25 protein-coding genes and 1 tRNA gene are annotated in these 23,616 nt (G+C 67.8%); 19 read left to right on the forward strand and 7 right to left on the reverse strand.

Going from position 1 to position 23,616, the window contains the following annotated elements; all coding sequences use genetic code 11:
• Positions 1–51: 51 nt before the first annotated feature.
• Positions 52–495 carry a GNAT family N-acetyltransferase gene (locus AC5P66_RS00080; RefSeq protein ID WP_049417094.1) on the reverse strand — a complete coding sequence of 148 codons (444 nt, stop codon included), beginning with the start codon at positions 493–495 and terminating at the stop codon, positions 52–54.
• A gap of 314 nt (positions 496–809) precedes the next feature.
• Here AC5P66_RS00080 and AC5P66_RS00085 point away from each other — a divergent pair, with 314 nt between their 5' ends.
• The gene (locus AC5P66_RS00085) at positions 810–1,220 is read left to right on the forward strand and encodes a DUF3592 domain-containing protein (protein ID WP_275043300.1); all 411 of its coding nucleotides are present in this window, start codon (positions 810–812) and stop codon (positions 1,218–1,220) included.
• Positions 1,221–1,551: 331 nt separating this feature from the next.
• Here AC5P66_RS00085 and AC5P66_RS00090 read toward each other — a convergent pair.
• Positions 1,552–1,644 (reverse strand) — tRNA-Ser (locus AC5P66_RS00090).
• Between the two features lie 143 nt (positions 1,645–1,787).
• On the opposite strand from AC5P66_RS00090, the gene dnaX reads away from it, so the two are divergent.
• The 4 genes from dnaX (at position 1,788) to AC5P66_RS00110 (ending at position 5,307) form a co-directional block, all read left to right on the forward strand.
• Positions 1,788–3,842 (forward strand): DNA polymerase III subunit gamma/tau, encoded by a 2,055-nt coding sequence (gene dnaX, locus AC5P66_RS00095; RefSeq protein ID WP_099494665.1) that lies wholly within the window; start codon positions 1,788–1,790, stop codon positions 3,840–3,842.
• Positions 3,843–3,848: 6 nt separating this feature from the next.
• Positions 3,849–4,169 carry a YbaB/EbfC family nucleoid-associated protein gene (locus tag AC5P66_RS00100; protein WP_019659509.1) on the forward strand — a complete coding sequence of 107 codons (321 nt, stop codon included), beginning with the start codon at positions 3,849–3,851 and terminating at the stop codon, positions 4,167–4,169.
• A 111-nt stretch (positions 4,170–4,280) separates the two neighbouring features.
• Positions 4,281–4,880, forward strand: a complete 600-nt coding sequence (recR, locus tag AC5P66_RS00105) for a recombination mediator RecR (protein WP_005415496.1) — start codon at positions 4,281–4,283, stop codon at positions 4,878–4,880.
• A 67-nt stretch (positions 4,881–4,947) separates the two neighbouring features.
• On the forward strand, positions 4,948–5,307 hold the full coding sequence (locus tag AC5P66_RS00110; RefSeq protein WP_014036181.1) for a histidine triad nucleotide-binding protein: 360 nt from the start codon (positions 4,948–4,950) through the stop codon (positions 5,305–5,307).
• Positions 5,308–5,383: 76 nt separating this feature from the next.
• On the opposite strand, the gene AC5P66_RS00115 is transcribed toward AC5P66_RS00110, so the two are convergent.
• The 4 genes from AC5P66_RS00115 to AC5P66_RS00130 are packed head-to-tail and all read right to left on the reverse strand — an operon-like array spanning position 5,384 to position 9,750.
• Complete coding sequence (locus tag AC5P66_RS00115; protein ID WP_049417063.1) at positions 5,384–5,911, reverse strand: Slp family lipoprotein; 528 nt, start codon at positions 5,909–5,911, stop codon at positions 5,384–5,386.
• On the reverse strand, positions 5,908–7,857 hold the full coding sequence (locus AC5P66_RS00120; RefSeq protein ID WP_099494680.1) for a transglutaminase TgpA family protein: 1,950 nt from the start codon (positions 7,855–7,857) through the stop codon (positions 5,908–5,910). The genes AC5P66_RS00115 and AC5P66_RS00120 overlap by 4 nt, the downstream gene beginning before the upstream one ends.
• Positions 7,850–8,773, reverse strand: a complete 924-nt coding sequence (locus tag AC5P66_RS00125; protein WP_181452419.1) for a DUF58 domain-containing protein — start codon at positions 8,771–8,773, stop codon at positions 7,850–7,852. Before AC5P66_RS00125 ends, AC5P66_RS00120 begins: the two co-directional genes overlap by 8 nt.
• A 23-nt stretch (positions 8,774–8,796) precedes the next feature.
• On the reverse strand, positions 8,797–9,750 hold the full coding sequence (locus tag AC5P66_RS00130; RefSeq protein ID WP_049417066.1) for an AAA family ATPase: 954 nt from the start codon (positions 9,748–9,750) through the stop codon (positions 8,797–8,799).
• A gap of 42 nt (positions 9,751–9,792) precedes the next feature.
• On the opposite strand from AC5P66_RS00130, the gene AC5P66_RS00135 reads away from it, so the two are divergent.
• Positions 9,793–11,628 carry a glycosyltransferase family 39 protein gene (locus AC5P66_RS00135; RefSeq protein ID WP_099494682.1) on the forward strand — a complete coding sequence of 612 codons (1,836 nt, stop codon included), beginning with the start codon at positions 9,793–9,795 and terminating at the stop codon, positions 11,626–11,628.
• Between the two features lie 101 nt (positions 11,629–11,729).
• Here AC5P66_RS00135 and AC5P66_RS00140 read toward each other — a convergent pair whose 3' ends face one another.
• A complete protein-coding gene (locus AC5P66_RS00140; protein WP_099494683.1) occupies positions 11,730–12,299 on the reverse strand; it encodes a Maf family protein in 570 nt (189 codons plus the stop codon).
• A gap of 113 nt (positions 12,300–12,412) precedes the next feature.
• Here AC5P66_RS00140 and AC5P66_RS00145 point away from each other — a divergent pair, with 113 nt between their 5' ends.
• The 13 genes from AC5P66_RS00145 (at position 12,413) to AC5P66_RS00205 (ending at position 23,602) form a co-directional block, all read left to right on the forward strand.
• Positions 12,413–12,922 (forward strand): YceD family protein, encoded by a 510-nt coding sequence (locus AC5P66_RS00145; RefSeq protein ID WP_049404889.1) that lies wholly within the window; start codon positions 12,413–12,415, stop codon positions 12,920–12,922.
• Positions 12,923–13,029: 107 nt separating this feature from the next.
• The gene (rpmF, locus tag AC5P66_RS00150) at positions 13,030–13,224 is read left to right on the forward strand and encodes a 50S ribosomal protein L32 (protein WP_005408308.1); all 195 of its coding nucleotides are present in this window, start codon (positions 13,030–13,032) and stop codon (positions 13,222–13,224) included.
• 91 nt (positions 13,225–13,315) lie between these two features.
• On the forward strand, positions 13,316–14,293 hold the full coding sequence (locus AC5P66_RS00155) for a beta-ketoacyl-ACP synthase III (protein ID WP_005415505.1): 978 nt from the start codon (positions 13,316–13,318) through the stop codon (positions 14,291–14,293).
• Positions 14,294–14,369: 76 nt separating this feature from the next.
• The gene (locus AC5P66_RS00160) at positions 14,370–15,152 is read left to right on the forward strand and encodes a BUD32 family EKC/KEOPS complex subunit (protein WP_049417070.1); all 783 of its coding nucleotides are present in this window, start codon (positions 14,370–14,372) and stop codon (positions 15,150–15,152) included.
• Between the two features lie 147 nt (positions 15,153–15,299).
• Positions 15,300–16,244: an ACP S-malonyltransferase gene (fabD, locus tag AC5P66_RS00165; RefSeq protein WP_005415507.1), complete on the forward strand. Its 945-nt coding sequence runs from the start codon at positions 15,300–15,302 to the stop codon at positions 16,242–16,244.
• A gap of 81 nt (positions 16,245–16,325) precedes the next feature.
• Entirely contained in the window at positions 16,326–17,069 is a 744-nt protein-coding gene (fabG, locus tag AC5P66_RS00170; RefSeq protein WP_005408312.1) for a 3-oxoacyl-ACP reductase FabG, read from the forward strand.
• 152 nt (positions 17,070–17,221) lie between these two features.
• Positions 17,222–17,461: an acyl carrier protein gene (acpP, locus tag AC5P66_RS00175; protein ID WP_005415509.1), complete on the forward strand. Its 240-nt coding sequence runs from the start codon at positions 17,222–17,224 to the stop codon at positions 17,459–17,461.
• 142 nt (positions 17,462–17,603) lie between these two features.
• Complete coding sequence (fabF, locus tag AC5P66_RS00180) at positions 17,604–18,866, forward strand: beta-ketoacyl-ACP synthase II (protein ID WP_049417071.1); 1,263 nt, start codon at positions 17,604–17,606, stop codon at positions 18,864–18,866.
• Between the two features lie 134 nt (positions 18,867–19,000).
• A complete protein-coding gene (locus AC5P66_RS00185) occupies positions 19,001–20,365 on the forward strand; it encodes an aminodeoxychorismate synthase component I (protein WP_049417072.1) in 1,365 nt (454 codons plus the stop codon).
• A gap of 210 nt (positions 20,366–20,575) precedes the next feature.
• Positions 20,576–21,637 (forward strand): endolytic transglycosylase MltG, encoded by a 1,062-nt coding sequence (mltG, locus tag AC5P66_RS00190; RefSeq protein ID WP_049417073.1) that lies wholly within the window; start codon positions 20,576–20,578, stop codon positions 21,635–21,637.
• Positions 21,634–22,299, forward strand: coding sequence for a dTMP kinase (gene tmk, locus AC5P66_RS00195; RefSeq protein ID WP_049417074.1), 666 nt, complete (start codon positions 21,634–21,636; stop codon positions 22,297–22,299). Before mltG ends, tmk begins: the two co-directional genes overlap by 4 nt.
• Positions 22,296–23,252 (forward strand): DNA polymerase III subunit delta', encoded by a 957-nt coding sequence (locus AC5P66_RS00200; protein WP_099494684.1) that lies wholly within the window; start codon positions 22,296–22,298, stop codon positions 23,250–23,252. The genes tmk and AC5P66_RS00200 overlap by 4 nt, the downstream gene beginning before the upstream one ends.
• Positions 23,249–23,602, forward strand: coding sequence for a PilZ domain-containing protein (locus AC5P66_RS00205; RefSeq protein ID WP_005412452.1), 354 nt, complete (start codon positions 23,249–23,251; stop codon positions 23,600–23,602). Before AC5P66_RS00200 ends, AC5P66_RS00205 begins: the two co-directional genes overlap by 4 nt.
• Positions 23,603–23,616 lie beyond the last annotated feature (14 nt).

Genomic DNA, 23,616 nt, shown 5'->3' on the forward strand with positions numbered 1-23,616 from the left:
AGCGCGGCGACGTTGGATCCAGGCTCGCGTGGATCCAGGGCGGGCGGAGGGCTAGACCCTCCGCTCCATCTCCACGGCGTCGATCCCGGCGCCGTGGCCATTGGACACGATCCGCGTCACCTGGAAGCCCAGGCCAGCATAGAAGCCCTGGGTGTGCTGGCTGGTGCTGAGCGTGATGCGCTTGATCGAGGGATCCGCTTCGGCCTGGCGCAGGCGTGCGAGTGCCAGTTCGCGGCCCAGGCCGTGCCGGTGCAGCGCGCGCTGCACCATGCCCCAGCAGAAGCCGGCGCTGCCGTCGCCACGGCGCGAGAGGCCGCCACAGGCCACGACGCTGCCATCGCGCTCGATCACCTGGAATGCACAGTCCGTGGCCTGCTCGTGCAGGAAGCGTTCGAAGTCGCTGCGCTCTTCGGGCGCGAAGTAGGTGGGTACGTTGCTGTCGAAAATCGACAGGCAGGCGCTGGCATCGGCGGGGCGGTAGAGGCGGAGATTCATGGGAAACGCCATGGAGTTGCCCGGCTGCATTTCAACCGTCCAGACGTTGGGAGGGGGCGAAGCGTTCAAGGGTACATGGAGCGATGCCGATCCTTTACAGGTGACTTCTTCCCCACTCGAATGACCGTGCGGAATGCAGGCGCCTGTACCAGGCGGGTGCGTCGGTGGCGGGTAATGGCGAGGCGGATCCGGTCGCGATGGCGTGCAGTGGAGCGCGGTGGCTTCTGGGCTATGCTTTCCACATGTGGGACTGACCGCGCGGCAGGATCCGCCGGCCCCATTCGTCTTCCCGCCTGCAACGGAGCTGCCCAGCGATGCCCGACCCTTCTTTTCTCCGGCCTGCCCAGCTCATGCGCGGTCTGCTGTTTGGCGCGGTGGGTCTGTTGATCCTTGCCATGGCCGCCTTCGAGGTGACGCATCGCTTCGAGTTCCTGGAGGTCGCGCAGGCCGTTGATGGCCAGGTCGAGCGCCTGAACGCCGGCGGATCGCATCCGCAGGTCGCGTTCACCACCGCGACCGGCCAACGCGTCTCGTACCCGCAGGGCGGCATGATTTTCGGCTATGAGCCGGGGCAACCGGTACGCGTGCTGTACGACCCGGCGCAACCGCGGCTGGAGCCGGTCCTGGATACGTTCGGTGCGCTGTGGGGAATGACGGTCGTGTGGGTGCTGCTGGGGCTGGTGTTCGTCGGCGCCTGCGTGCGGGGACTGCTCCGGCGCAGATGACCCGCGGCGGATCGCGCGCCGTCGGCGGGCGGGCCGTTGGACCGGCCACGACGGCAGGCCCGTTCAGTCCGGTAGTACCTGCGGCGATTCCCGACAGCCAAATGAAAAAGCCGCCCACTGGGCGGCTTCTTCATCTATCTGGCGGAGAGAGGGGATTGTCGGTGCATCCCTGCACCCGATCCCGATGCGCGTTGCGCCCCGGGACCAGCCTGCGGCTGTCCGGTTCTGCTCCTGCAGAACCGTCGAACCCCGGCGGGGCTTCTCACCACCCATCCCATCCGCCAGGCAAACGCAAAAGGGCCACCCTGTGGGCGGCCCTTTTGCGTTTGTCTGGCGGAGAGAGGGGGATTCGAACCCCCGAAGCGCGGTTTAGACGCTTACACACTTTCCAGGCGTGCTCCTTCAACCACTCGGACACCTCTCCGGATCCCTGCCATCGGCAAACGCCTCAGCAGGGGCGCAGATTCTAGCGGGCGGCGCGGCCGGACACAAGCGCCCAGATCAGGGACGCGTCCGGGGGCATTGTTGGCGAAGGGGCTGGACAGGCATGGCACAATGGAACATCCGATGGAAAACGGTGGCCTGATGTCCTATCTCGTCCTTGCCCGCAAGTGGCGTCCGAAGCGTTTTGCCGAGCTGGTGGGCCAGGAGCATGTGGTCCGTGCGCTCAGCAATGCGCTGGACAGCGGCCGGGTCCACCATGCGTTCCTGTTCACCGGTACCCGTGGCGTGGGCAAGACCACCATCGCGCGCATCTTCGCCAAGTCGCTCAACTGCGAGCAGGGCACCAGCGCCGACCCGTGCGGCCAGTGTGCCGCCTGCCTGGACATCGACGCCGGCCGCTACATCGACCTGCTGGAAATCGATGCCGCGTCCAACACCGGCGTGGACGACGTGCGCGAGGTGATCGAGAACGCGCAGTACATGCCCTCGCGCGGCAAGTACAAGGTCTACCTGATCGACGAAGTGCACATGCTGTCCAAGGCGGCGTTCAACGCACTGCTGAAGACGCTGGAAGAGCCGCCGGAGCACGTGAAGTTCCTGCTGGCCACCACCGATCCGCAGAAGCTGCCGGTCACCGTGCTCAGCCGCTGCCTGCAGTTCAATCTCAAGCGCCTGGACGAAGACCAGATCCAGGGCCAGATGACCCGCATCCTGGCGGCGGAAGAGATCGAGGCCGACGGCAGCGCCATCGTGCAGCTGGCCAAGGCCGCTGACGGCAGCCTGCGTGACGGCCTGTCACTGCTGGACCAGGCGATCGCCTATGCCGGCGGCGCGCTGCGCGAGGATGTGGTGCGAACCATGCTGGGCACTGTGGATCGCACCCAGGTGGCGGCGATGCTCGATGCGCTGGCCGAGGGCGATGGCCCGCGCCTGCTGCAGGTGGTGGCCGCGCTGGCCGAATTCTCGCCGGACTGGAGTGGCGTGCTGGAAGCGCTGGCTGAAGGCCTGCATCGCATCCAGGTGCAGCAGCTGGTGCCGGGCGCCGCCGTCGCGGAAGGCCTGGATGTGGCGGCATTCGCCGAGCGCCTGCGCCCGGAAGTGGTGCAGCTCTGGTACCAGATGGCCTTGAATGGCCGTCGCGACCTGCCACTGGCACCGAGCCCGCGCGCGGGCTTTGAAATGGCGGTGCTGCGCATGCTGGCGTTCCGTCCGGCCGCAGCGGTACCGCCGGTGCCGAAGGCCGTCGACGGTGCGGTGGGTGGCACGCCGGGTGGCAACGCTGCCGGTGGTGGCGCCGATGCCGGAAGCCATGAAGCGACGCCGGCTGCTGCCGTCGCTTCGGCCAGTCCGGCCGCGGTGGCGCAGGCGGCCGCTCCGGCGGCTGCACCGCGCGAACCTGAACCCGAACCCGAACCCGAGCCGGCACCGCAACCGGAGCCGGATCCGACGCCTGAACCCGAGCCGGTTCCGGTGGAAGAGCCCGTGTCACCGCCGCCGGTGAGGGCCGACGCGCCGGCGTCTGCCATTGCTGCAGAGGCAAGCGATGACCTGCCGCCGTGGGCCACCGACGAAGCCGAGGCGCGGGATGGGGCCCTGGCGGCCGAGATGGCCGGCCCGGATGCCGCCATGGTCGCGCCCTGGCATGAACCGCCGGCTCCCGCCGCGGATCCAGGCGAGCCTGCGCCGCCGGAGCGTTCGTTCCGCGCCGAAGGTATTGCCATTGCGCCGGCCGAACCGGCTCCGACGCGTGACACCGCGCCGCAGGAAGGTGTCAGCGAGCTGGCCACTGCCGAAGACTGGCTGGACCTGGTCGCCAACAGCGGCCTCAGCGGCCCCTCGCGGCAGCTGGCTGCCAACGCCGCCTTCATCAGCTGCCAGCACGGGACCTTGAAACTGGGCCTTTCGCCCGGATTTGAGTACCTGCGCTCGGAGCGCGCGCTGGCTGCCCTGGGCGAGATGCTGCAGAAGGCCCTTGGCCAGGCGCCGAAGATCGTGGTCGAGACCGTGGAAACCGAACACGTTCCGGCCGAGACCCTGCATCAGCGTGCCGACCGCCAGCGCGGCGAGCGGCAGCAGGTGGCAGAGGCCGTTTTCATGGATGACCCGGAAGTGCAGGTGCTGATCCAACAGCACGGTGCCCGGGTTGTTTCCGATTCCATCCGTTCTTTTGACGAGTAAGACACTATGCGCGGCAATATCGCCCAACTGATGCAGCAGGCCCAGAAGATGCAGGAAAACCTGCAGAAGGCCCAGGAAGAAATCGCCAGGATCGAAGTGACCGGCAGTGCCGGCGGCGGCATGGTCAGCGTGACCCTGACCGGCGCCAAGGAATGCCGCAAGGTGCGCATCGACCCGTCGCTGACCAGCGACCCGGAGATGCTGGAAGACCTGATCGCCGCCGCCTTCAACGATGCCTCGAACAAGATCGATGCCGAGTCGAAGTCGAAGATGGGTTCGGCCACCGCCGGCATGCAGCTGCCGCCGGGCATGAAGCTGCCGTTCTGATTTTTGGCGGGGCGCCTGTCGCTGCAGGCGCCCGCTGCAACCCTCAGTCGAGCAGGGCTCGACTCTACACGTAGCTGTCGAGCTTGCTCGACGCCATCAAAGCATGCCGCCGTGTCCGCACCCCTGCTTGAACAACTGATCGACGCACTGCGGGTGCTGCCTGGTGTAGGCCAGAAGACAGCGCAGCGCATGGCCTACCACCTGCTCGAGCGCGAGCGCGAAGGCGGCCAGCGCCTGGCCGAAACGCTGGCCTTGGCGGTGGAGCGTATCGGCCACTGCGCGCAGTGCCGCGACTTCAGCGAGACCGAGCTGTGCCCGACCTGTGCCAACAGCAGCCGCGAGCGCAGCCAGCTGTGCGTGGTCGAATCGCCGGCCGATCGTCTCGCGATCGAGAACGCGACGGGTTTTCGCGGTGTCTACTTCGTGCTGCAGGGCAGGCTGTCGCCGCTCGATGGCGTCGGCCCGCGCGAGCTGGGCCTGGAGCAGCTGGAGCAGCGGCTGGCCGAAGGTGAGGTACAGGAGCTGATCATCGCCACCAGTGCCACCGTCGAAGGCGAAGCCACTGCGCATTACCTTGCGCAGCTGGCGCGCGCGCGCAAGGTGCAGCCCAGCCGGCTGGCACAGGGCCTGCCGCTTGGCGGCGAGCTTGAATACGTTGACCGCGGCACGCTGTCGCACGCGTTCGGGACGCGCAGCGAATTCCGCGATTGAGCATCACCCGGGCATCGCCCGGCGCGGCCGGCCTACAATGCGGAAGACACTCCCGCCGAGGCCGACCATGAGCAACGAAACCCTCTTCAGCAAGATCATCCGTCGCGAGATCCCGGCCACCATCGTCTATGAGGACGACGAGGTGCTGGGCTTCAAGGACATCGCACCGCAGGCGCCGGTGCACGTACTGTTCATTCCGAAGAACGAGATCATCCCGACCCTGGACGACCTGCAGCCGTCGCAGGCGCACCTGATCGGCAAGCTGGCCCTGGCCGCTGCCGAATACGCGCGCCGCGAGGGTTTCGCGCAGGACGGCTACCGCATCGTGATGAACTGCCGCGAGCACGCTGGGCAGACCGTGTTCCACATCCACATGCACCTGCTGGCCGGCGCGCCGCTGGGGCATTTCGGTACGCCGGGGCGTTGAGGCCCTGTCCACGCATGCGTGGATGAAAAAGGCCGCCCGAAGGCGGCCTTTTCCGATCATGCAGGGTGGGTGGCGATCACCACCAGCCCCAACGGCCGTAGCCACCCCAGTACGGGCCCCACGGACCCGGGCCCCACGGGCCATAGGGGTAGGGCACCACATCGACCTGGCGCTGTTCCGGCCACAGGTAGATCACATCGGCCGACAGCTTCGGCAGGCGGTAGTCGTAGTCCCCGATGCGCGTGTTCTGGTAGCCGTCGATCTTGCCGATGAAGGTCACGTCACGGCCGGGTTCAAACACGGCCGGGTCGTAGAAACCGGCGCGGCAGGCAATGAAGCGGCCGTCGCTGGCGTCGGACGAGGTGGTGTTCGGGCGGCCACTGGCGTTGAGCGGGCGCGAGATCATCTGGAAGCAGGTCTCGCCCTGGCCGGGCTTGGTCTCGATGATGCGGCCGCCCCATCGGACCGGCGTGCCGACCTGCTGGGTGGCGACCGAGTCGCGCGGGGAAACCAGGCTGAACTGTCCCTGCAGCGGCTTGGGGGCCGTGGCGCAGGCCGACAGGGCCAGCGTGGCCACAGCGGTGAGGAGGAACTTGGTGTTCATGGGGAGGCTCCGGAAGTCGGGCGATGCCTGCGCAGGTCCCGCAATAATGAAGCGAGGTCGGTGCAAGTTCCAGCGTAGCGCGCGTCGGCGAAACGCTGGCTGAGCGCGAGCAGGGTCGGGTCGGGGCGCTGCCGGTGAACCCGCTGTGCCCAGTCCTGTGCGGTTTCGTGCGGTTCGCGGGCCAGGCCGAGGCGCGCATACCGCCGCCCGAGCCGGTGCCAGGCGCGCAGCAGCGGGTCGCGCTCGCGCTCGCCGCGGGCCAGCAGCCAGGCCATCCACGCCAGTGCCAGCAGGGCGGCGACCACGAATCCGGTCACCAGCTGCGCCGGCCCGAGGTCATCCAGCCCGAACGGCTTGAGCAGTTGCTGCTGGCGGCGTGCATCGAAGGACAGCACCAGGTCGTTCCAGCCGCGGCGCAGCCAGTCACCCATCTGCCCCAGTTGCAGCCAGCGCTGTTGCAGCGGGGTATCGGTGCCGGCCTGCAGGCGGTCGTCCACGGTGTCCAGGATGCGTTCGGGTGCCACGGCGGCAGTCGGGTCGACCCGCACCCAGCCGCGTTGCGGCAGCCAGACTTCGGCCCAGGCGTGGGCATCCATGCGACGCACCACCCAGTAGTCGCCGATGCGGTTACGGGTACCGCCTGCGAAGCCGGTCACCACCCGGGCCGGAATGCCGGCGTTGCGCATCAGCACCACGAAGGCCGAGCTGAAGTGCTGGCAGAAGCCGGCCTTGTAGTTGAACAGGAAATCGTCGACCGGATCGCGCCCCGCCACCGGTGTATCCAGCGTGTAGGAGAAGTCGCGGGTAATCCATTGCAGCGCACGGCGGACGATGGCCTCGTCATCGCTGCCGGCCTCCTGCCGCCATTGCCGCGCGAGCTGGGCGGTGCGCGGATTGAAGCCGGGCGGAAGCTGCAGCGCGGCGCGGCGCAGGTACGGCGACAGATCGGTGTCGAACCGTTGCGGCGGCGCCGAATGCAACCGCCAGCGGCTGAGCGCGGACAGCGTGCGGTCGCTGCGCAGGCTCATGTCGGCATCGAAGCTGCTGCCCTCCGGTGCGCGGCTGGGCAGGTCCAGTGCCACCAGCAGGCGACGGTCGGTGGGCTCGTAGTCGATCTGGTAGTCCCAGCCCAGTGCGGTGGTTTCGACCACCGGTGCGGGGCGCCCGGCCGTCGCGCGATCGCGGCTCCAGCGGTGGCCGTCGAACGACGTCAGCACCGGGCCGCGCCAATAGCGCTGCGCAGGTTCGGGCACCGCGCCGAAAAACTGCACGCGCAACGCGGGGGTGTCGTCGGCCATCAGGTCCAGCCACTGGTCCGGCGCCATGCTGTCAGCCAGGCCCGGTGTGCCCACCGCTCGCTCGGGTACGCCCCACAGCGGCGTGGACAAGCGCGGGAACAGCCAGAAGCAGGCCAGCGCGAGTGGCAGGCCGATCCCCAGCAGGCGGCCGACACCACGCAGTTGTCCGCGCAGCGGCAGGCGAGGGCTGTGGCCCTCGTCCAGGGCCAGGCGTTGCAGGGCCAGCAGTGCGGCAACTGCGGCCAGCGCTGCCAGCCCGGTGGTCAGCGGCCCCTGGTCGAGCAGGAAGGCCGCGAACGGCGAGAACAACGCGAAGCCCAGCAGGCTGCGCGCATCGCGCAGGTTGCGCAGTTCGCTGGACTTGATCGCCAGCATCGCCGCCAGCAATGCGCAGCCGGTATCGCGGCCCGGCCGCACCATGCCCATCTGCCAGACGATGGTGGCAAGCATGGCCAGCACCAGCAACAGGCGAACCGGCATCGGCAGCACCCGCCGCCACGAAAGCGCAGTGGTCAGCACCGCGGCGATCGCGATCACGATGGCAAGCACCGGCGGCAGCTGCAGCAGCAGTGGCAGCAGCGCCAGCGCTGCGCTGGCCAGGGTCCAGCTGCGGGCATTGCGGTCGAGCAGGACGGCAGGCTCAGTCATGGGGCATCAATGCCAGTGCGCGCAGGCACAGGTGGTAGTGGCTGGCGCCCTGGCCGGGCCCCAACGGCGGATGGGCCGGAAGCAGCAGCGTATAGCGACGACCTTCGCGCTCGGCCATGTCGACCCAGCGTGCCAGGCGCGCGATGCGCGCTTCATGGCCCAGCGGTGCCAGCGTGCGCCAGTCCAGCACCACTTCGATGCCGATCGGCTTCTCGTACTCGCGTACCAGCAGGCTGTCGCGGCGCGCCGAGTGTTTCCAGGCAATGCTGCGCGGGGCATCGCCGGCACGATAGGGGCGCAACTGGTGCAGCTCATCGCCACTGGCATGGGCGCGGGTGTGCAGTGGGTCGTTGCCACGTTCCGGAAGCGGCGGTGCCAGTGCCTCGGCCAGCGGGTAGACCAGCAGCGGCTGCTCCGGCCACACCCACGACCATGCCCGCACCAGTCCCAGCGGCTGCGTGCTCGACAGGCGGATGCAGGGCAGTTCCAGCCAGCCGCGGCGCTCGCTGGGAACATCCAGCTCCACTTCGCCGCGACCGTGTGCAGGCAGTGCAACCCAGGCCTCGCTTGCGCCCAGCTGCAGGTGCAGCCCATGGCGCGCGCGCGGGTCGCGCAACGAAAGGTCCACGCGCAGGCGCAGGGGATGCCCGGCCGGTACCGGTTCGGCGGAGATCGCGTCGATCTGTATGCCGGACAGTTGCAGGTGCGCGGCGATGGCGCTGGCGATCGCTGCCGCGGCCAGCAGCAGCGCCAGCAGCAGGGCTGGGTTGTTGTTGTAGTTCAATGCGCCCAGCAGCATCGCCGACAGCAGGGTGGCGACGAACAGGCCGAAGCGGGTCGGTAGTACGTAGATGCGATGGCGGTCCAGTCGCTGCGGCAGGGCTTCGGGCCTGCGGGGGCGTGCCAGCAGCTGCATGCGTGCCCAGCGTGTGGCCACCTTCAGTCCACCGCGACGGTCTGCAGGATCGCCCGCGCCAGCGCCGGCCCGGAGCTGGATTCGGCTTCGGCCACCAGGCGATGGCCGGCCACCGCCACGAACAGCGTCTGCACGTCTTCGGGCACCACATGCCCGCGGCCGAGCAGCAGCGCGTGTGCCCTGGCGGCACGCAGCAGGGCCAGTCCCGCGCGCGGTGACAGGCCTACGCGCACGCCGGCATGGTGTCGGCTGCGGGTCAGCAGCGCCTGCACGTAGTCGATCAACGCGTCGCTGGCATGCACCTGGCCAACCGCTTCACGCAAGGCACGCACCTGGGTGTCGTCCAGCTTTGGCACCGCGCGTGCGATCAGGTCGCGGCGATCACTGCCGCGCAGCAGCTCGCGCTCGGCCTGCGCGCTGGGGTAGCCCATCGCCAGCCGCAGCAGGAAACGATCCAGCTGCGAATCCGGCAACGGGAAGGTGCCGGACAGGTCGACCGGGTTCTGCGTGGCGATGACGAAGAACGGGTCGGGCAGTGGATGTGTCTGTCCATCCAGCGTGACCTGCTGCTCGGCCATCGCCTCCAGCAACGCGCTCTGCGTGCGCGGCGGTGCGCGGTTGATCTCATCGGCCAGCAGCACGTGGGTGAACACCGGGCCGGGATGGAACTGGAACTGGCGGCTGCCGGCCTCGTACACCGAAACGCCAAGTACATCCGCCGGCAACAGGTCGGAGGTGAACTGCACGCGCTGGAAGCTGAGGCCGAGGCTGCTGGCCAATGCGTGCGCCAACGTGGTCTTGCCCAGCCCGGGCAGATCCTCGATGAGCAGGTGGCCGCCGGAAAGCAGGGCGACAAAGGCCAGCCTGACTTCCGGCACCTTGCCCAGCACCAGTGCGTTCACCTGATCCTGTGCCTCCCGCAGGGCCTGGCGCAGTTGATCGGTTAGCATGCTGGGATTGGGGGACGAGGCTGGCATGATCGTCTCAGGTCTGGAATCCATTCGATTATCCATAGAGCAATGCAAGGCGAACAGCGCGCGCGGACGATATTTCTCTGGTTGTGGACGCTGGTCACAGCGGCCAAGCTGGTGGTGGCTGCGCGCCTGCCGCTGTTCGTCGATGAGGCGTTCTATTGGCAGGAAGGCCAGCATCTGGCCGCTGCCTATTCCGACCTGCCTGGGCTGACCGCCTGGCTGGCACGCCTGGGCGTGGAGATCGGTGGCCATCACGTACTCGCATTGCGCCTGCCGTTCCTGGCCATCGGCGCGCTGCTGCCGATGCTGGTGGTGCGCATCGCCACGCGCTGGTTCGGCAACGTGGCCGGTTGGCAGGCGGGCAGCCTGACCCTGCTGATGCCGTTGTCGGCCACGCTGGGCCTGCTGGCCGTGCCGGACGTGCCGATGGCGCTGGCGGCGGTGATCTGCCTGCACGCAGGTGCACGCCTGCTGCACAGCGTGGATGCGTCCTCGGCGATGAAGCTGGCGCTGGGCCTGCTGATCGGTGCGCTCAGCCACTACCGTTTCATTGGTGTCATCGGGGTCGGCTTCATTGCGCTGCTGGCGTTGCCGCAGGGCCGTCGCATGCTGGCTGACCCGCGCGTATGGGTGGCGCTGGCGGTGGGTGTGCTGGCCTGGCTGCCGTTGCTGGCGTGGAATGCCGACAACCACGATGCCGGCCTGAAGTTCCAGGTGGTCGAGCGCCACCCGTGGGCGTTCGAGTGGGAGGGGCTGTGGTTCCTGGTGATCCAGCCGATGCTGGTGACGCCGATCCTGTGCATCGCGATGTGGAAGGTCGCCCTCGCGGGCACCCGCAGTGGCGGTGGGGCGCGGGTGCAGTGGCGCTATTTCGGCCTGGTGGGCGGGGTGTCGACGCTGGGCATCTTCCTGCTGGGCTTCTTCACCGATGTCGAGCGGATCAGTTTCCACTGGCCGCTGCCAGGCTACCTGGCGTTGCTGGTGGCCGTGCCGGTGGTCCTCAACGGTTGGCCGCGCTGGCTGCGCCGTACCGGCTGGTGGCTGGCTGCTGCAGGTACGGTGCTGGCGTTCGGCTACTACCTGATGGCGTCCACGCCGGCACTGCGCGAGCAGATGGCCGGCAGCAAGTACTACCCGCGCAACTTTGCCGGCTGGCAGCCACTGGCCGTGGCGGTGCGTGACGAACTGCGGCAGATGCCACCGGGTACGCGTGTGCTGGCGGGCAACTTCAAGGTTGGTGCCGAACTGGGTTTCCAGCTGGGCAACGGTGATATCGAGGTGTTGCCACATCCGCTCAACGACAAGCATGGGCGCACCGCACAGCTGGCGCAGTGGGACCTGCTGCACGAAGGCCCGCGCAGTATGCCGATGCTGCTGGTGTTGTCACCCAGTGACCAGCGCTACCGCGATCTGCTGGCGCGCTACCACACCATCTGCGAGCAGGTGGGGCCGCTGCCGGCGCCGCGCGTGGTCAGCAGCGATCATGGCTTCCAGCGGTTCCTGCTGTTCCGGCTGCCGGCCAAGCGTGCACAGGGGCCCTGCGTAACGCCCGCGATGGCTTGGCTGGATGCGCCGTCCAACGGTGAAAAGGTCTCCGGAACGCTCGCCATCAAGGGGTGGGCATTCAAGGATGGGGTCGGGCTGGCGCGGGTTGAAGTGCTGGTTGATGGCCGCTCGATCGGTGACGCGCGTTACGGGCGCGTGTTCGACGTTCGCCCCGCCTGGCCGGGCAGTACCGATCCGCAGCATCCGGCGGTGGGCTTCGACGCGTCGCTGGACACCACCACGCTGGCGCCGGGCCGGCACTGGCTCGGCCTGCGCCTGCACGGGCGCGATGGCAGCGTGGAGGCGTGGCAGGAGCAGCCGTTCGAGGTTCGTTGAGGTCCCTGGTCCTGTAGAGCCGAGCCGATGCTCGGCTGCTTCTGCTACAGATGGCGGGCAGCCTCGAAAAAAACGGCCGAGCAAGGGCTCGGCTCCACCGTTCACGGCACCGCGAATCCAGCCCTGCGCAGCAGGCCGCACAGCGCGATCAGTGGCAGGCCGACCAGCGCGGTCGGGTCGCGGTTGTCGATCGCCTCGAACAGGCTGATGCCCAGGCCCTCGCACTTGAAGCTGCCGGCGCAGTCCAGTGGCTGCTCGACGGCGACGTAGCGGGCGATCTCCTGCGAGCCCAGCGCGCGGAAGTGCACTTCGGTCAGATCCAGGGCGGCCAGGGATTCTCCATCCCGCCTGAGACTGATTGCCGTGTGAAAGCGTACCGTCTGCCCGGACATCGCCACCAGCTGCGCACAGGCCGCCTCGACCGTGCCCGGCTTGCCCAGCGGCTGGCCGTTCAGGTCGGCGACCTGGTCCGAGCCGATCACCCAGGCACCCGGATGCCGCGTGGCGACATCGGCCGCCTTGGCGGCGGCCAGGCGCGTGGCCAGGGCCAGCGGACCCTCGCCGTTCAACGGCGTTTCATCCACCTCCGGGCGTGCGCAGTCGAAGGGCAGGCCCAGCCGTTGCAGCAGTTCGCGACGGTAGCGGGAGGTGGAGGCCAGGACCAGTGACATGCGAGAATACCGGGGCAGGGTGCGGCAGTCTGGCCCGCCGGCAACGCCAGCAGCAAGTCCTGTATGGCGGGCATTTGACAGCGGGCGGTGCGATCCTTAGTATTCAGCGGCTTATGTCCGCGAACGTGCCCGAAACGCTGGATGCCTGGCGGATGGTTGTAGCGCGAAGGCGCTTCGACGGTCAGGTCTCCCTGGCTGAATTGACCCGCCTGCAGGGGTTGGTCGCAGATACCGACGGCGAGTGTGTCTACTCGCTTGAATTCGGTCGCGACGACGTCTTGCGGGTATCCTATGTGGAACTGACCATCGACACCGCGTTGCCGCTGACCTGTCAGCGCAGCATGCAGCGATTCCTGTTGCCGGTGAAGGTGACCCAGAGGCTTGGCCTGATCCGCGACGAGGACGAGGAATCGTCCCTGCCGGAGGAATACGAGGCGTTGCTGGTGCCGGAAGACGGCCAGCTGCGTCCGCTGGACCTGGTCGAGGACGAGTTGGTGCTGGCGGTGCCTGTGGTGCCGCTGTCACCCGACGGTGAGGCAGTCGACAAGGACTGGGCGCCGAGCGAAGAAGAAACGAAGAAGGCCAACCCGTTTGCGGCGTTGGCAGCTCTGAAGAAACAATAGCAGCCGGATTGTCGTCGGCGGCTGCGGCGAAAGCGAAAGTGTGCTGGGCGCTGGCGTCCTGCGCGACGATACGACGAAGCAAAACGAACCGAGTTTGGAGCAATCCCATGGCTGTGCAGAAATCCCGTGTTACCCCGTCCCGCCGCGGCCAGCGCCGTTCGCATGACGCCCTGAGCGCCAAGCAGCTGTCGACCGACCCGACCACCGGCGAAGTGCACCTGCGTCACCACATCACTGCCGATGGTTTCTACCGCGGCAAGAAGGTCATCCAGACCAAGACCTCGGCCGTCGAAGAAGATTGATGTGCCGGGAAGGCCGCTGCCTCCGGGCAGCGGCCTTTGCCTTCTTTCCCGGGCGTGCCGGTGATCGGCGGCCCGCGCAACAGGAAACATGATGAGCAAGCGGATCTATTCGAGGATCGCGGGCACCGGTAGCTATTTGCCGGAGAAAGTCCTGACCAACGCCGACCTGGAAAAAATGGTCGAAACCTCGGATGAGTGGATCCAGTCGCGCACCGGAATTCGTGAACGGCACATCGCGGCCGAAGGCGAAACCACCAGCGACCTTGGCTACAACGCCGCCCTGCGCGCGCTTGAAGCCGCAGGCATCGATGCCTCGCAGCTCGACATGATCGTGGTCGGCACGACCACTCCTGACCTTATTTTCCCGTCCACCGCGTGCCTGATCCAGGCCAAGCTCGGTGTGGCCGGGTGCCCCGCCTTCGACGTCAACGCAGCCTGTTCCGGCTTCGTGTTCGCGCTTGGCGTGGCCGACAAGTTCATCCGCTCCGGCGACTGCAAGCACGTGCTGGTGATCGGCACCGAAACGTTGACCCGCATGGTCGACTGGAACGATCGCACCACCTGCGTGCTGTTCGGTGATGGCGCCGGCGCCGTCGTGCTCAAGGCCGACGAAGAAACCGGCATCCTCAGCACTCACCTGCATGCCGATGGCAGCAAGAAGGAGCTGTTGTGGAACCCGGTCGGCGTTTCGACCGGCTTCAAGGATGGCGCCAATGGTGGCGGCACCATCAACATGAAGGGCAACGACGTGTTCAAGTACGCCGTCAAGGCGCTGGACTCGGTCGTGGACGAGACCCTGGCCGCCAACGGCCTGGACAAGTCCGACCTGGATTGGCTGATCCCGCACCAGGCCAACCTGCGCATCATCGAAGCCACCGCCAAGCGCCTGGACATGTCCATGGACCAGGTTGTGGTGACCGTCGACAAGCACGGCAACACCTCGTCCGGTTCAGTGCCGCTGGCGCTGGATGCCGCCGTGCGGTCGGGCAGGGTCGAGCGCGGCCAGCTGCTGCTGCTGGAGGCCTTCGGCGGCGGCTTCACGTGGGGTTCGGCCCTGCTGCGCTATTGATAGTGCAAGTTACGACAACGTGAAGTCTTGTCGTTGCGGCCCTCCGGGGCCGTAACGCGTTTAAGGAGGACCTGTCATGGTTGAGCCCATCGTCATCGAAGGGCAACGTGCCTGGCTGAAGCAGTACGGCAAGGGAAGCCGAGCACTGGCCCTGGGCCTGCTCAATTTTGTTGCGCGCCGTTTCCATCTCGATGCCCTGCGCCCGCCGCCGCACCGTGGTGGCGACGCCGCGCGCGAAACCGAGGCCCGCCGCCTTGCAGAGCTGCAGGCGCAAGGCGTGAACGTACCGGACGTGCTGGGCACCGGCCATGCCGCGCTGGTGATCGGCGACAACGGAAGTTCGTTCAATACCTGCCTGCGCGAAGCCGACGAAGCCGGTCGTGATCGGCTGGTGATGGCGGCGATGCAGGCCATTGCCCAAGCGCATGCGCGCGGCGCCTATTTCGGCCAGCCGTTGCCGCGCAATCTCACCTGGGATGGGCAGCAGGTCGGCTTCATCGATTTCGAGGAAGATCCGCTGGAAGTGATGGACCTGTCCGAAGCGCAGGCCCGCGACTGGCTGATGTTCGGCTATGGCGTGGCCAAGTACTACGCCGACCGCCCCGAACATCTGCAGGCGATGATGGCCGAGGCGATGGGCGGGGTCCAGGCGCCGGTGCGCGAGCACGTGCATGCGGTCAGTGGCCGCCTGCGCAGCCTGGCCAGGGTCTGCATGAAGCTGGGCCGCTCAGCGCGCGCGCTGGCCCATTCGATCTTCATCACCCACGGTGCCAGCACTGCTGGCGTGCTGATGCTGGTGGGCCTGTGCGTGGATTTCCTCGCCGACGGCGATCTGGACGTCCTGCAGCTGTTCTGCTGATCGTCGGCCGGGGTCAGATCCCATTTCCCGTGGAAAAGGGATCTGACCCTGTCATTGCTCCATACGCCTGCATACGCGCACGTACAGACGACACAGCGGATTCCCCCTTATCATGGCCCGCTTCGATTGCAACAAGCGGATGACCGCGTGACCGTATCCACCCTCGCTTTTGTCTTCCCCGGCCAGGGCTCGCAGTCTGTGGGCATGGTGGCCGAGCTGGCCGAACTGCACCCGCAGGTGCGTGAAGCCTTCACCGAGGCATCCGATGGTGCCGGCGTCGACCTGTGGGCGCTGTCCCAGGGCGGCCCGGAGGAAATGCTCAACCGTACCGAATACACCCAGCCGGCCCTGCTGGCCGCAAGCATCGGCGTGTGGCGCGCCTGGAACGCCGTGGGCGGTCCGCGCCCGTCGGTGCTGTCCGGCCACAGCCTGGGCGAGTACACCGCCCTGGTTGCCGCCGGCGCGCTGAGCCTGCATGACGGTGCGCACCTGGTGCGCCTGCGTGGCCAGCTGATGCAGGAAGCGGCGCCGGCCGGTGTCGGTGCCATGGCCGCCGTGCTCGGTGCCGAAGACCAGCTGGTGCTGGATGTCTGTGCCGAAGCCGCAGGCAGCCAGGTAGTGGTGCCGGCCAACTTCAATTCGCCGGGCCAGATCGTGATCGGTGGCGACGCCGATGCGGTCGACCGTGCGCTGGCGCTGCTGGCCGAGAAGGGCGTGCGCAAGGCGGTCAAGCTGGCCGTCAGCGTGCCCTCGCACACCCCGTTGATGCGCGAAGCCGCCAACCGCCTGGCCGAAGTGATGGCCGGCCTGTCCTGGCAGGCGCCGCAGCTGCCGGTGGTGCAGAACGTCGATGCCCAGGTGCACGACGGCGTGGACGCCATCCGCACCGCGCTGGTCCAGCAGCTGTACCAGCCGGTGCAGTGGACCGGGTGCGTGCAGGCGCTGGCCGCCCGCGGCATCACCCAGATCGCCGAGTGCGGCCCGGGCAAGGTGCTGACCGGCCTGGTCAAGCGCATCGACAAGGCCATCGACGGCCGTCCGCTGGCCACGCCGGGCGACTTCGAAGCCGCCCGCGAGGCATGGTCGGCCTGACCTTCCCTGTTCCTGCCGGCCGTACCGGTGGCCGCTGCAAGCGGCACGGTGCGGCGGCCGCTCCCGTCTGAGGAAAACATCATGAGCAAGCCCCTGCAGGGTGAAATCGCACTGGTCACCGGTGCCAGCCGTGGCATTGGCGCCGCCATCGCCGATCTGCTGGCCGCCCAGGGCGCCACCGTCATCGGCACCGCCACCACCGAATCCGGCGCCGCCGCGATCGGTGAGCGCCTGGCCGCCCACGGCGGTCACGGCCGCGCGCTGAACGTCACTGACGCCGCTGCGCTGGACAGCGTGCTCGATGGCATCGCCAAGGAATTCGGCCCGATCTCGATCCTGGTCAACAATGCCGGCATCACCCGCGACAACCTGCTGATGCGCATGAAGGACGAGGACTGGGCGTCGATCATCGACACCAACCTGACCAGCGTGTTCCGTACCAGCAAGGCGGTGATGCGCGGCATGATGAAGGCGCGCAAGGGCCGCATCATCAACATCGCATCGGTGGTGGGCGTGACCGGCAATGCCGGCCAGGCCAACTACGCCGCGGCCAAGGCCGGCATCATCGGCTTCAGCAAGTCGCTGGCCAAGGAAATCGGTTCGCGCGGCGTCACCGTCAATGTTGTCGCACCCGGCTTCATCGACACCGACATGACCAAGGCGTTGCCGGAAGAAGCGCGTACCGCGCTGATCAACGACATCGCCCTCGAACGCCTGGGTTCGCCGGAGGACATCGCCCATGCGGTGGCGTTCCTGGCCAGCCCGGCTGCCGGTTACATCACCGGCGAAACCCTCCATGTGAACGGCGGCATGTACATGCCGTAAGCAAGGGGCGCAGGGATTGCGCCGCAAGTGGTTGATCTGCGGAGGTTTTTGCTGCAATGCAAGGCCGCGCCGGTTTCCACTACACTATCCCACGGCCATCGCCCTTGATGGCGACCACTTTTGAACCACAACTCCATCTGGAGCGAGATCCCATGAGCACCATCGAAGAACGCGTCAAGAAAATCGTCGTCGAACAGCTTGGCGTCAAGGAAGAAGAAGTCACCAACAGCGCATCGTTCGTCGATGACCTGGGCGCTGACTCGCTGGACACCGTCGAGCTGGTGATGGCCCTGGAAGAAGAATTCGAGTGCGAGATCCCGGACGAAGAAGCCGAGAAGATCAGCACCGTGCAGGCCGCCATCGACTACATCAAGGCCCACGTCAAGGCCTGATGTCAGACGGCAGTGCGCGCGCGGGTCTCCGCTCGCCGCGCACCGCACCCCATGGGGCCGCAGTTGCGGCCCCGTGTGTTTGAGCATCACACCGAAGCAAACCGTGTTACCCGATTGAACCTTCGGGTCAGGAGAATCAGCAATGAAGCGTCGCGTCGTCGTAACCGGCCTGGGTATCGTCTCGCCGTTGGGCAATGATCTGGCCAGCAGCTGGGAAGGCATCACCCACGGTCGTTCGGGCATCGGTCCGCTGACCAACGTTGCCGATGCCTACCTGGACCGGTTCACCACCAAGATTGCAGGTGAGGTCAAGGGCTTTGACATCACCGCCGACAACGAACTGTTCGGCAAATTCCGGGTCAGCGGCAAGGATGCCAAGAAGATGGACCCGTTCATCCATTACGGCCTCGGTGCCTCGTTCATGGCCCTGCACGACTCGGGCCTGGAGATCACCGACGCCAATGCCGAGCGCATCGGCGCCATTGTCGGCGCCGGCATCGGCGGCCTGCTCGGTATCGAAGAGCAGACCATCGAGTTCCACGAGGGCAAGAAGATCTCGCCCTTCTACGTGCCCAAGACCATCATCAACATGCTGCCGGGCCAGCTGAGCATCATCACCGGCCTGAAGGGCCCGTCGTTCTCGGCGGTGTCGGCGTGCGCGACCTCGAACCATTCGATCGGTACCGCGATGCGCATGATCCAGTACGGCGATGCCGACGTGATGGTGGTCGGTGGTGCCGAGCGCGGCTCGTCGCCGACCGCACTGGGCGGTTTCTGCGCGATGAAGGCGATGAGCACCCGCAACGACGCACCGGAACAGGCCTCGCGCCCGTGGGACAAGGACCGTGACGGCTTCGTGCTGGGTGACGGCGCCGGCATCCTGATCCTGGAAGAGTACGAGCACGCCAAGGCCCGTGGCGCGAAGATCTACTGCGAACTGGCCGGCTTCGGCGCCAGCTCCGACGCGTATCACATGACCGCCCCGAGCGAGAACGGCGAAGGCGCCGCACGCTGCATGGTGATGGCCATGAAGGACGCCGGCGTGAGCCCGGAGCAGGTCGGTTACCTCAACGCGCACGGCACCTCCACGCCGCTGGGCGACCTGGGCGAGACCATGGCGATGAAGACCGCCTTCGGCGACCACGCCTACAAGATGATGGTCAGCTCCACCAAGTCGATGACCGGCCACCTGCTGGGCGCGGCCGGCGGCGTGGAAGCGATCTTCTCGGTGATGGCGCTGCAGGACAACGTCATTCCGCCGACCATCAACCTGCAGCAGCCGGGCGAAGGCTGCGACCTGGACTACGTGCCCAACGAAGCACGCCAGGCCAAGGTCGACGTGGTGATGTCCAATGGCTTCGGCTTCGGCGGCACCAACGGCACGCTGATCTTCAAGCGCGTCTGACCGAGTTGTAGCGTCGGGCCATGCTCGACTCCGCCGTTGTGTAGAGTCGAACCATGCTCGACTGAACGTGCGTCACGCACGAGGAGGCCGCCGCAAGGCGGCTTCCGTGCATCTGATCCCCCGAACTGGCCGCCATGACCCACGCACCGCTGATCCACCCGCTGCCGCACCCGATCGATCTGCTGGCCCTGCAGCAGCACGACCCGGCGCGCTTCCCGCTGCTGATGGAATCCACCGCCTCGGGCACCGCCCAGGGCCGCTGGAGCCTGCTGCTGGCCGCGCAGGGCGAGGGCCTGCGTCTGGACGCCGATGGCCAGGTGCGCGACCTGCAGGGTGCCGTGCAGCCCGGCACGTTCCTGCAGGCGCTGGATCGCGCCTGGCAGCACGAACGCCTGCCGCACGACGGCAGCCACAGCCTGCCGTTCCGCGGCGGCTGGGCGTTGATGCTGGACTACGAAGTGGCCAGCCAGATCGAACCGGTGCTGCCAACGCGTGCGCGCGAGGACGGCCGCCCGACCGCGCTGGCGCTGCGCTGCCCGGCCGCGCTGCTGCACGACCACCAGAACGACGCCAGCTTCGTCATCGCCGAAGCCGGTGAGCAGGCCCTGCTGGAGGCGCTGGTGACCTTGGCGTCGCAGGCACTGCCGGAGGCCGGGCACGGCTGGCAGCCGCCGCAGTCGGTGGGCGAGGATGCGCCGCAGCGCTTCACCGGCGGCGTGCGCCGGGTGATCGAGTACCTGCGCGCCGGCGATGTGTTCCAGGTGAACCTGTCGCGGCGCTGGAGCGCGCAGTTCGCTGCGCCGGTCAGCCCGCAGGCGCTGTACGCGCAGCTGCGCCGCGCCAACCCGGCGCCGTTTGCCGGCCTGTTCAGCGCGCACGGCCGCCATGTGGTCAGTTCCTCGCCGGAGCGGCTGGTGTCGGTGCATGCCGGCCACGCGCAGACCCGGCCGATTGCCGGTACGCGACCGCGTTTTGAAGGCGACGATGATGCCGCGCGCATCCAGGAGCTGGTCGGCCACCCGAAGGAGCGTGCCGAGCACGTGATGCTGATCGACCTGGAGCGCAACGATCTGGGCCGTATCTGCCTGCCCGGCACCGTGGTGGTCGATGAGCTGATGACCGTGGAGAGCTACGCGCATGTGCACCACATCGTCAGCAACGTCAGCGGCCACCTGCGCCCGGAGGTCACGCCCGGCGAGGTGATTGCCGCCACGTTCCCGGGTGGCACCATCACCGGCTGCCCCAAGGTGCGCTGCATGCAGATCATCAGCGAACTGGAGCAGGTGCCGCGGGGTGCCTACACCGGCGCGTTCGGCTGGCTGAACCGCGATGGCGACCTGGACCTGAACATCCTGATCCGCACCGCCGAAGTGGATGGCCACGAGGTGAGCTTCCGCACAGGCGCCGGCATCGTGGTCGATTCGGACCCGGACAAGGAACTGGACGAGACCCGCGCCAAGGCCCGCGGCCTGCTGCGCGCGCTGGGCCAGCAGGGGTAGGCGTGCACCGGTAGTGCCGGCCGCTGGCCGGCAACCTCATTCATCCATGATCCGCGCGATTGCCGGCCAGCGGCCGGCACTACCGTACCGGTGGGTGCCAGTGTTGTGGTGGGTGCCGACCGTTGGTCGGCACGCAGGCGCCGCCCCGGTCATGACCCCGATCCACCGGCACGGTATCCTGCACGACGGAATCGAGTTCAGAGGTAGTCCATGGCGGGAGCCAAGCGCGGGTGTCTGTTCGTGGTAACGCTGGTGGTGGTGCTGGCCGCCGTCGTTGCCGGCGCGGGCGCGTGGTTCTTCTACCAGCAGACCCGCTTCGCCGATGCCCCGATCACCCCGACCGCCGAGAGCGTGGTCATCGCCAGCGGCGATGGCATGAACAGCGTGCTGCGCAAGCTGCGCGAGGCCGGCGTGGACGAGGGCCAGGACACCCAGTGGCAGCTGCTGGCGCGCCAGCTCGATGCGGCCGGCAAGTTGAAAGTGGGCGAGTACGCGCTCAGTGGCGAGCTGACCCCGCGCGAGCTGCTGCTGCGCATGCGCGCCGGCAAGGTGCTGCAGCACCGCGTCACCATTGTCGAGGGCTGGAACATCCGCCAGCTGCGTGCCGCGCTCAAGCGCGCCGAGCCGCTGCTGCACACCACCGATACCCTGGATGACGCCGCGTTGATGCAGCGCCTCGGCTTCGGTGGCCAGCATCCGGAAGGCCGCTTCCTGCCGGAGACCTACGTTTACCAGCGCGGCGACAGTGATCTGGACGTGCTCAAGCGCGCCCACGCCGCAATGGAAAAGGCGCTGGACGAAGCCTGGGAAAGCCGCGCGCCGGACCTGCCGATCAACACGCCCTACGAACTGCTGACGCTGGCCTCGATCATCGAGAAGGAAACCGCGCTGGCCAGCGAACGCCCGCAGATCGCCGGCGTGTTCATGCGCCGCCTGAAGATCGGCATGCGCCTGCAGACCGACCCGACCGTGATCTACGGCCTCGGTGCTGCGTACGACGGCAACATCCGCCGTCGCGACCTGACTACCGATACGCCGTACAACACCTATACCCGCGCTGGCCTGACCCCGACCCCGATCGCCATGCCCAGCCGTGACGCGCTGATGGCCGCCGCACAGCCGGCGCCGGGCGACGCGCTGTACTTCGTCGCCGTCGGCGATGGCAGCGGCGCGCACGTGTTCTCGCCCAGCCTGGACCAGCACAACGCCGCCGTAGCCCGCTACCTGCAGCAGCTGCGACAGCAACGTACCCAGGAGACCCAGGCGCAATGAGTCCCGCGCTGCTTCGCCACCCGCGTTTCGTCAGCCTGGAAGGCGGCGAGGGCGCGGGCAAGACCACCGCCATCAATGCCATCCGTGAGTGCCTGCGCAGCCACGGCCACGAGGTGGTGCTGACCCGTGAACCGGGCGGCACGCCACTGGCCGAGCGCATCCGCGGCCTGGTGCTGAAACCCGATGCCGAAATCGCCGCCGAACCGCTCAGCGCCGAAGCCGAGCTGCTGCTGGTATTCGCCGCGCGCGCGCAGCACGTGCGCCAGGTGATCCAGCCAGCACTGCAGCGCGGCGCCTATGTGCTGAGCGATCGTTTCACCGATTCCAGCTATGCCTACCAGGGCGGTGGCCGTGGCCTCGACCCGCAGTGGATCGCCGACCTGGAGCGCCGCGCGGTCGGCCTGCTGCCGGGCCTGACCCTGCTGCTGGACGTGGACGTGGCCGTCGGCCGCGCGCGCGCCAACGGCCGTGACCTGTGGCCGGACCGCATCGAGAGCGAGCAGGACGATTTCTTCCAGCGCGTGCGCGAAGTGTTCCGCGGCCGTGCGCAGCAGGACCCGCAGCGCTTTGCGTTGATTGATGCGGGCCAGGAGCAGGCGCGCGTGGCCGCCGACGTGGTCGCGCGTGTCGAGCGCTGGCTGCAGGACGGGGAGGGCGCATGAGTACCTTTTCACCGTGGCAGCAGCGCGCGTTCGATCAGACGGTTGCCGCGCTCGACGCCGGTCGCCTCGGTCATGGCCTGCTGATCTGCGGCCCGGCCGGGCTGGGCAAGCACGAGGTCGCGCTGGCGCTGGCCGACCATGTGCTGGCGCAGGGCGATGCAGCCCACGCAACGCGTACGCGCCAGCTGATCGCAGCGGGCACACACCCGGACCTGCAGCTGGTCAGCTTCATTCCGAACAAGAGCGGCGACAAGCTGCGTACCGAGATCGTCATCGAGCAGGTGCGCGAGATCACCGACAAGCTGGCGCTGACCCCGCAGTACGGCGTGGCGCAGGTAGTGATCGTCGATCCGGCCGATGCGATCAACCGCTCGGCGGCCAACGCACTGCTGAAGACGCTGGAAGAGCCGCAGCCCGGCCGCTACCTGTGGCTGATCAGCAGCGACCCGGCACGCTTGCCACAGACCATCCGCAGCCGCTGCCAGCGCCTGGAGTTCAAGCTGCCGCCGCAGCACGAGGCACTGGCCTGGCTGCAGCAGCAGGGCCATAGCGAGGCGTTGGCGCGCGAAGCGCTGGACGCCGCGCGCGGCCATCCCGGCCAGGCCGACAACTGGCTGCGCGAAGATGGCCTGAGCCTGCGCCGAGAAGTAGGCCGTGAGCTGGAACAGCTGGCTGCCGGCAAGACCGGTGCGGTGGAACTGGCGCAGAAGTGGTGCGGCGATGAAAACGCGGCATTGCGCCTGCGCTTTGCCGCCGACCTGGCGCTGGCCCAGGCCAGCACCGATGCCTTGACCACGCCGGAGCGATTGCACAAGCTTGCAGCCTGGTTCGATGCGGCCAACCGCACCCGCGACCTGCTGCGCACCACGGTGCGTGCAGACCTTGCGGTGGTCGAGTTGCTGCTGGCCTGGAACAAGGTGAACGAGCGGCCTGCCGCAAGGGGAAATCGATGAGTGCCAGCAACGCCCGCCAGGGCATCCTGTCCCTGGCTGTGAAGGACAAAGCCGCGCTGTACAGCGCGTACATGCCGTTCGTGAAGAATGGCGGCATCTTCGTGCCCACGCCCAAGCGCTACTTCCTGGGCGACGAGGTGTTCCTGTTGCTGACCCTGCCCGATTCCAGCGAGCGCCTGCCGGTGGCCGGCAAGGTGATCTGGGTGACCCCGGCCGGCGCACAGGGCAACCGCACCGCCGGCATCGGCGTGCAGCTGGCCGACGGTGCCGAAGGCGAGGGCGTGCGCCACAAGATCGAGACCCTGCTGGCCGGCCTGACCGGTTCGGACAAACCGACCCATACGATGTGAGGCCGCGCCGCGCG

This window comes from Stenotrophomonas sp. YJH_SMC_122 (assembly GCF_059369535.1).

What these genes read in the sequence shown, in the direction of transcription:
- AC5P66_RS00120 (WP_099494680.1), bottom strand. Translation starts at nt 7,857, where the DNA reads ATGACTGAGCCTGCCGTCCTGCTCGACCGCAATGCCCGCAGCTGGACC.
- tmk (WP_049417074.1), top strand. Translation starts at nt 21,634, where the DNA reads ATGAGTCCCGCGCTGCTTCGCCACCCGCGTTTCGTCAGCCTGGAAGGC.
- AC5P66_RS00135 (WP_099494682.1), top strand. Translation starts at nt 9,793, where the DNA reads ATGCAAGGCGAACAGCGCGCGCGGACGATATTTCTCTGGTTGTGGACG.
- mltG (WP_049417073.1), top strand. Translation starts at nt 20,576, where the DNA reads ATGGCGGGAGCCAAGCGCGGGTGTCTGTTCGTGGTAACGCTGGTGGTG.
- AC5P66_RS00130 (WP_049417066.1), bottom strand. Translation starts at nt 9,750, where the DNA reads ATGCCAGCCTCGTCCCCCAATCCCAGCATGCTAACCGATCAACTGCGC.
- dnaX (WP_099494665.1), top strand. Translation starts at nt 1,788, where the DNA reads ATGGAAAACGGTGGCCTGATGTCCTATCTCGTCCTTGCCCGCAAGTGG.
- AC5P66_RS00115 (WP_049417063.1), bottom strand. Translation starts at nt 5,911, where the DNA reads ATGAACACCAAGTTCCTCCTCACCGCTGTGGCCACGCTGGCCCTGTCG.
- AC5P66_RS00110 (WP_014036181.1), top strand. Translation starts at nt 4,948, where the DNA reads ATGAGCAACGAAACCCTCTTCAGCAAGATCATCCGTCGCGAGATCCCG.
- AC5P66_RS00185 (WP_049417072.1), top strand. Translation starts at nt 19,001, where the DNA reads ATGACCCACGCACCGCTGATCCACCCGCTGCCGCACCCGATCGATCTG.
- AC5P66_RS00140 (WP_099494683.1), bottom strand. Translation starts at nt 12,299, where the DNA reads ATGTCACTGGTCCTGGCCTCCACCTCCCGCTACCGTCGCGAACTGCTG.
- AC5P66_RS00085 (WP_275043300.1), top strand. Translation starts at nt 810, where the DNA reads ATGCCCGACCCTTCTTTTCTCCGGCCTGCCCAGCTCATGCGCGGTCTG.
- acpP (WP_005415509.1), top strand. Translation starts at nt 17,222, where the DNA reads ATGAGCACCATCGAAGAACGCGTCAAGAAAATCGTCGTCGAACAGCTT.
- AC5P66_RS00200 (WP_099494684.1), top strand. Translation starts at nt 22,296, where the DNA reads ATGAGTACCTTTTCACCGTGGCAGCAGCGCGCGTTCGATCAGACGGTT.
- AC5P66_RS00155 (WP_005415505.1), top strand. Translation starts at nt 13,316, where the DNA reads ATGAGCAAGCGGATCTATTCGAGGATCGCGGGCACCGGTAGCTATTTG.
- fabG (WP_005408312.1), top strand. Translation starts at nt 16,326, where the DNA reads ATGAGCAAGCCCCTGCAGGGTGAAATCGCACTGGTCACCGGTGCCAGC.
- AC5P66_RS00080 (WP_049417094.1), bottom strand. Translation starts at nt 495, where the DNA reads ATGAATCTCCGCCTCTACCGCCCCGCCGATGCCAGCGCCTGCCTGTCG.
- AC5P66_RS00100 (WP_019659509.1), top strand. Translation starts at nt 3,849, where the DNA reads ATGCGCGGCAATATCGCCCAACTGATGCAGCAGGCCCAGAAGATGCAG.
- AC5P66_RS00125 (WP_181452419.1), bottom strand. Translation starts at nt 8,773, where the DNA reads ATGCAGCTGCTGGCACGCCCCCGCAGGCCCGAAGCCCTGCCGCAGCGA.
- rpmF (WP_005408308.1), top strand. Translation starts at nt 13,030, where the DNA reads ATGGCTGTGCAGAAATCCCGTGTTACCCCGTCCCGCCGCGGCCAGCGC.
- AC5P66_RS00205 (WP_005412452.1), top strand. Translation starts at nt 23,249, where the DNA reads ATGAGTGCCAGCAACGCCCGCCAGGGCATCCTGTCCCTGGCTGTGAAG.
- AC5P66_RS00145 (WP_049404889.1), top strand. Translation starts at nt 12,413, where the DNA reads ATGTCCGCGAACGTGCCCGAAACGCTGGATGCCTGGCGGATGGTTGTA.
- AC5P66_RS00160 (WP_049417070.1), top strand. Translation starts at nt 14,370, where the DNA reads ATGGTTGAGCCCATCGTCATCGAAGGGCAACGTGCCTGGCTGAAGCAG.
- fabF (WP_049417071.1), top strand. Translation starts at nt 17,604, where the DNA reads ATGAAGCGTCGCGTCGTCGTAACCGGCCTGGGTATCGTCTCGCCGTTG.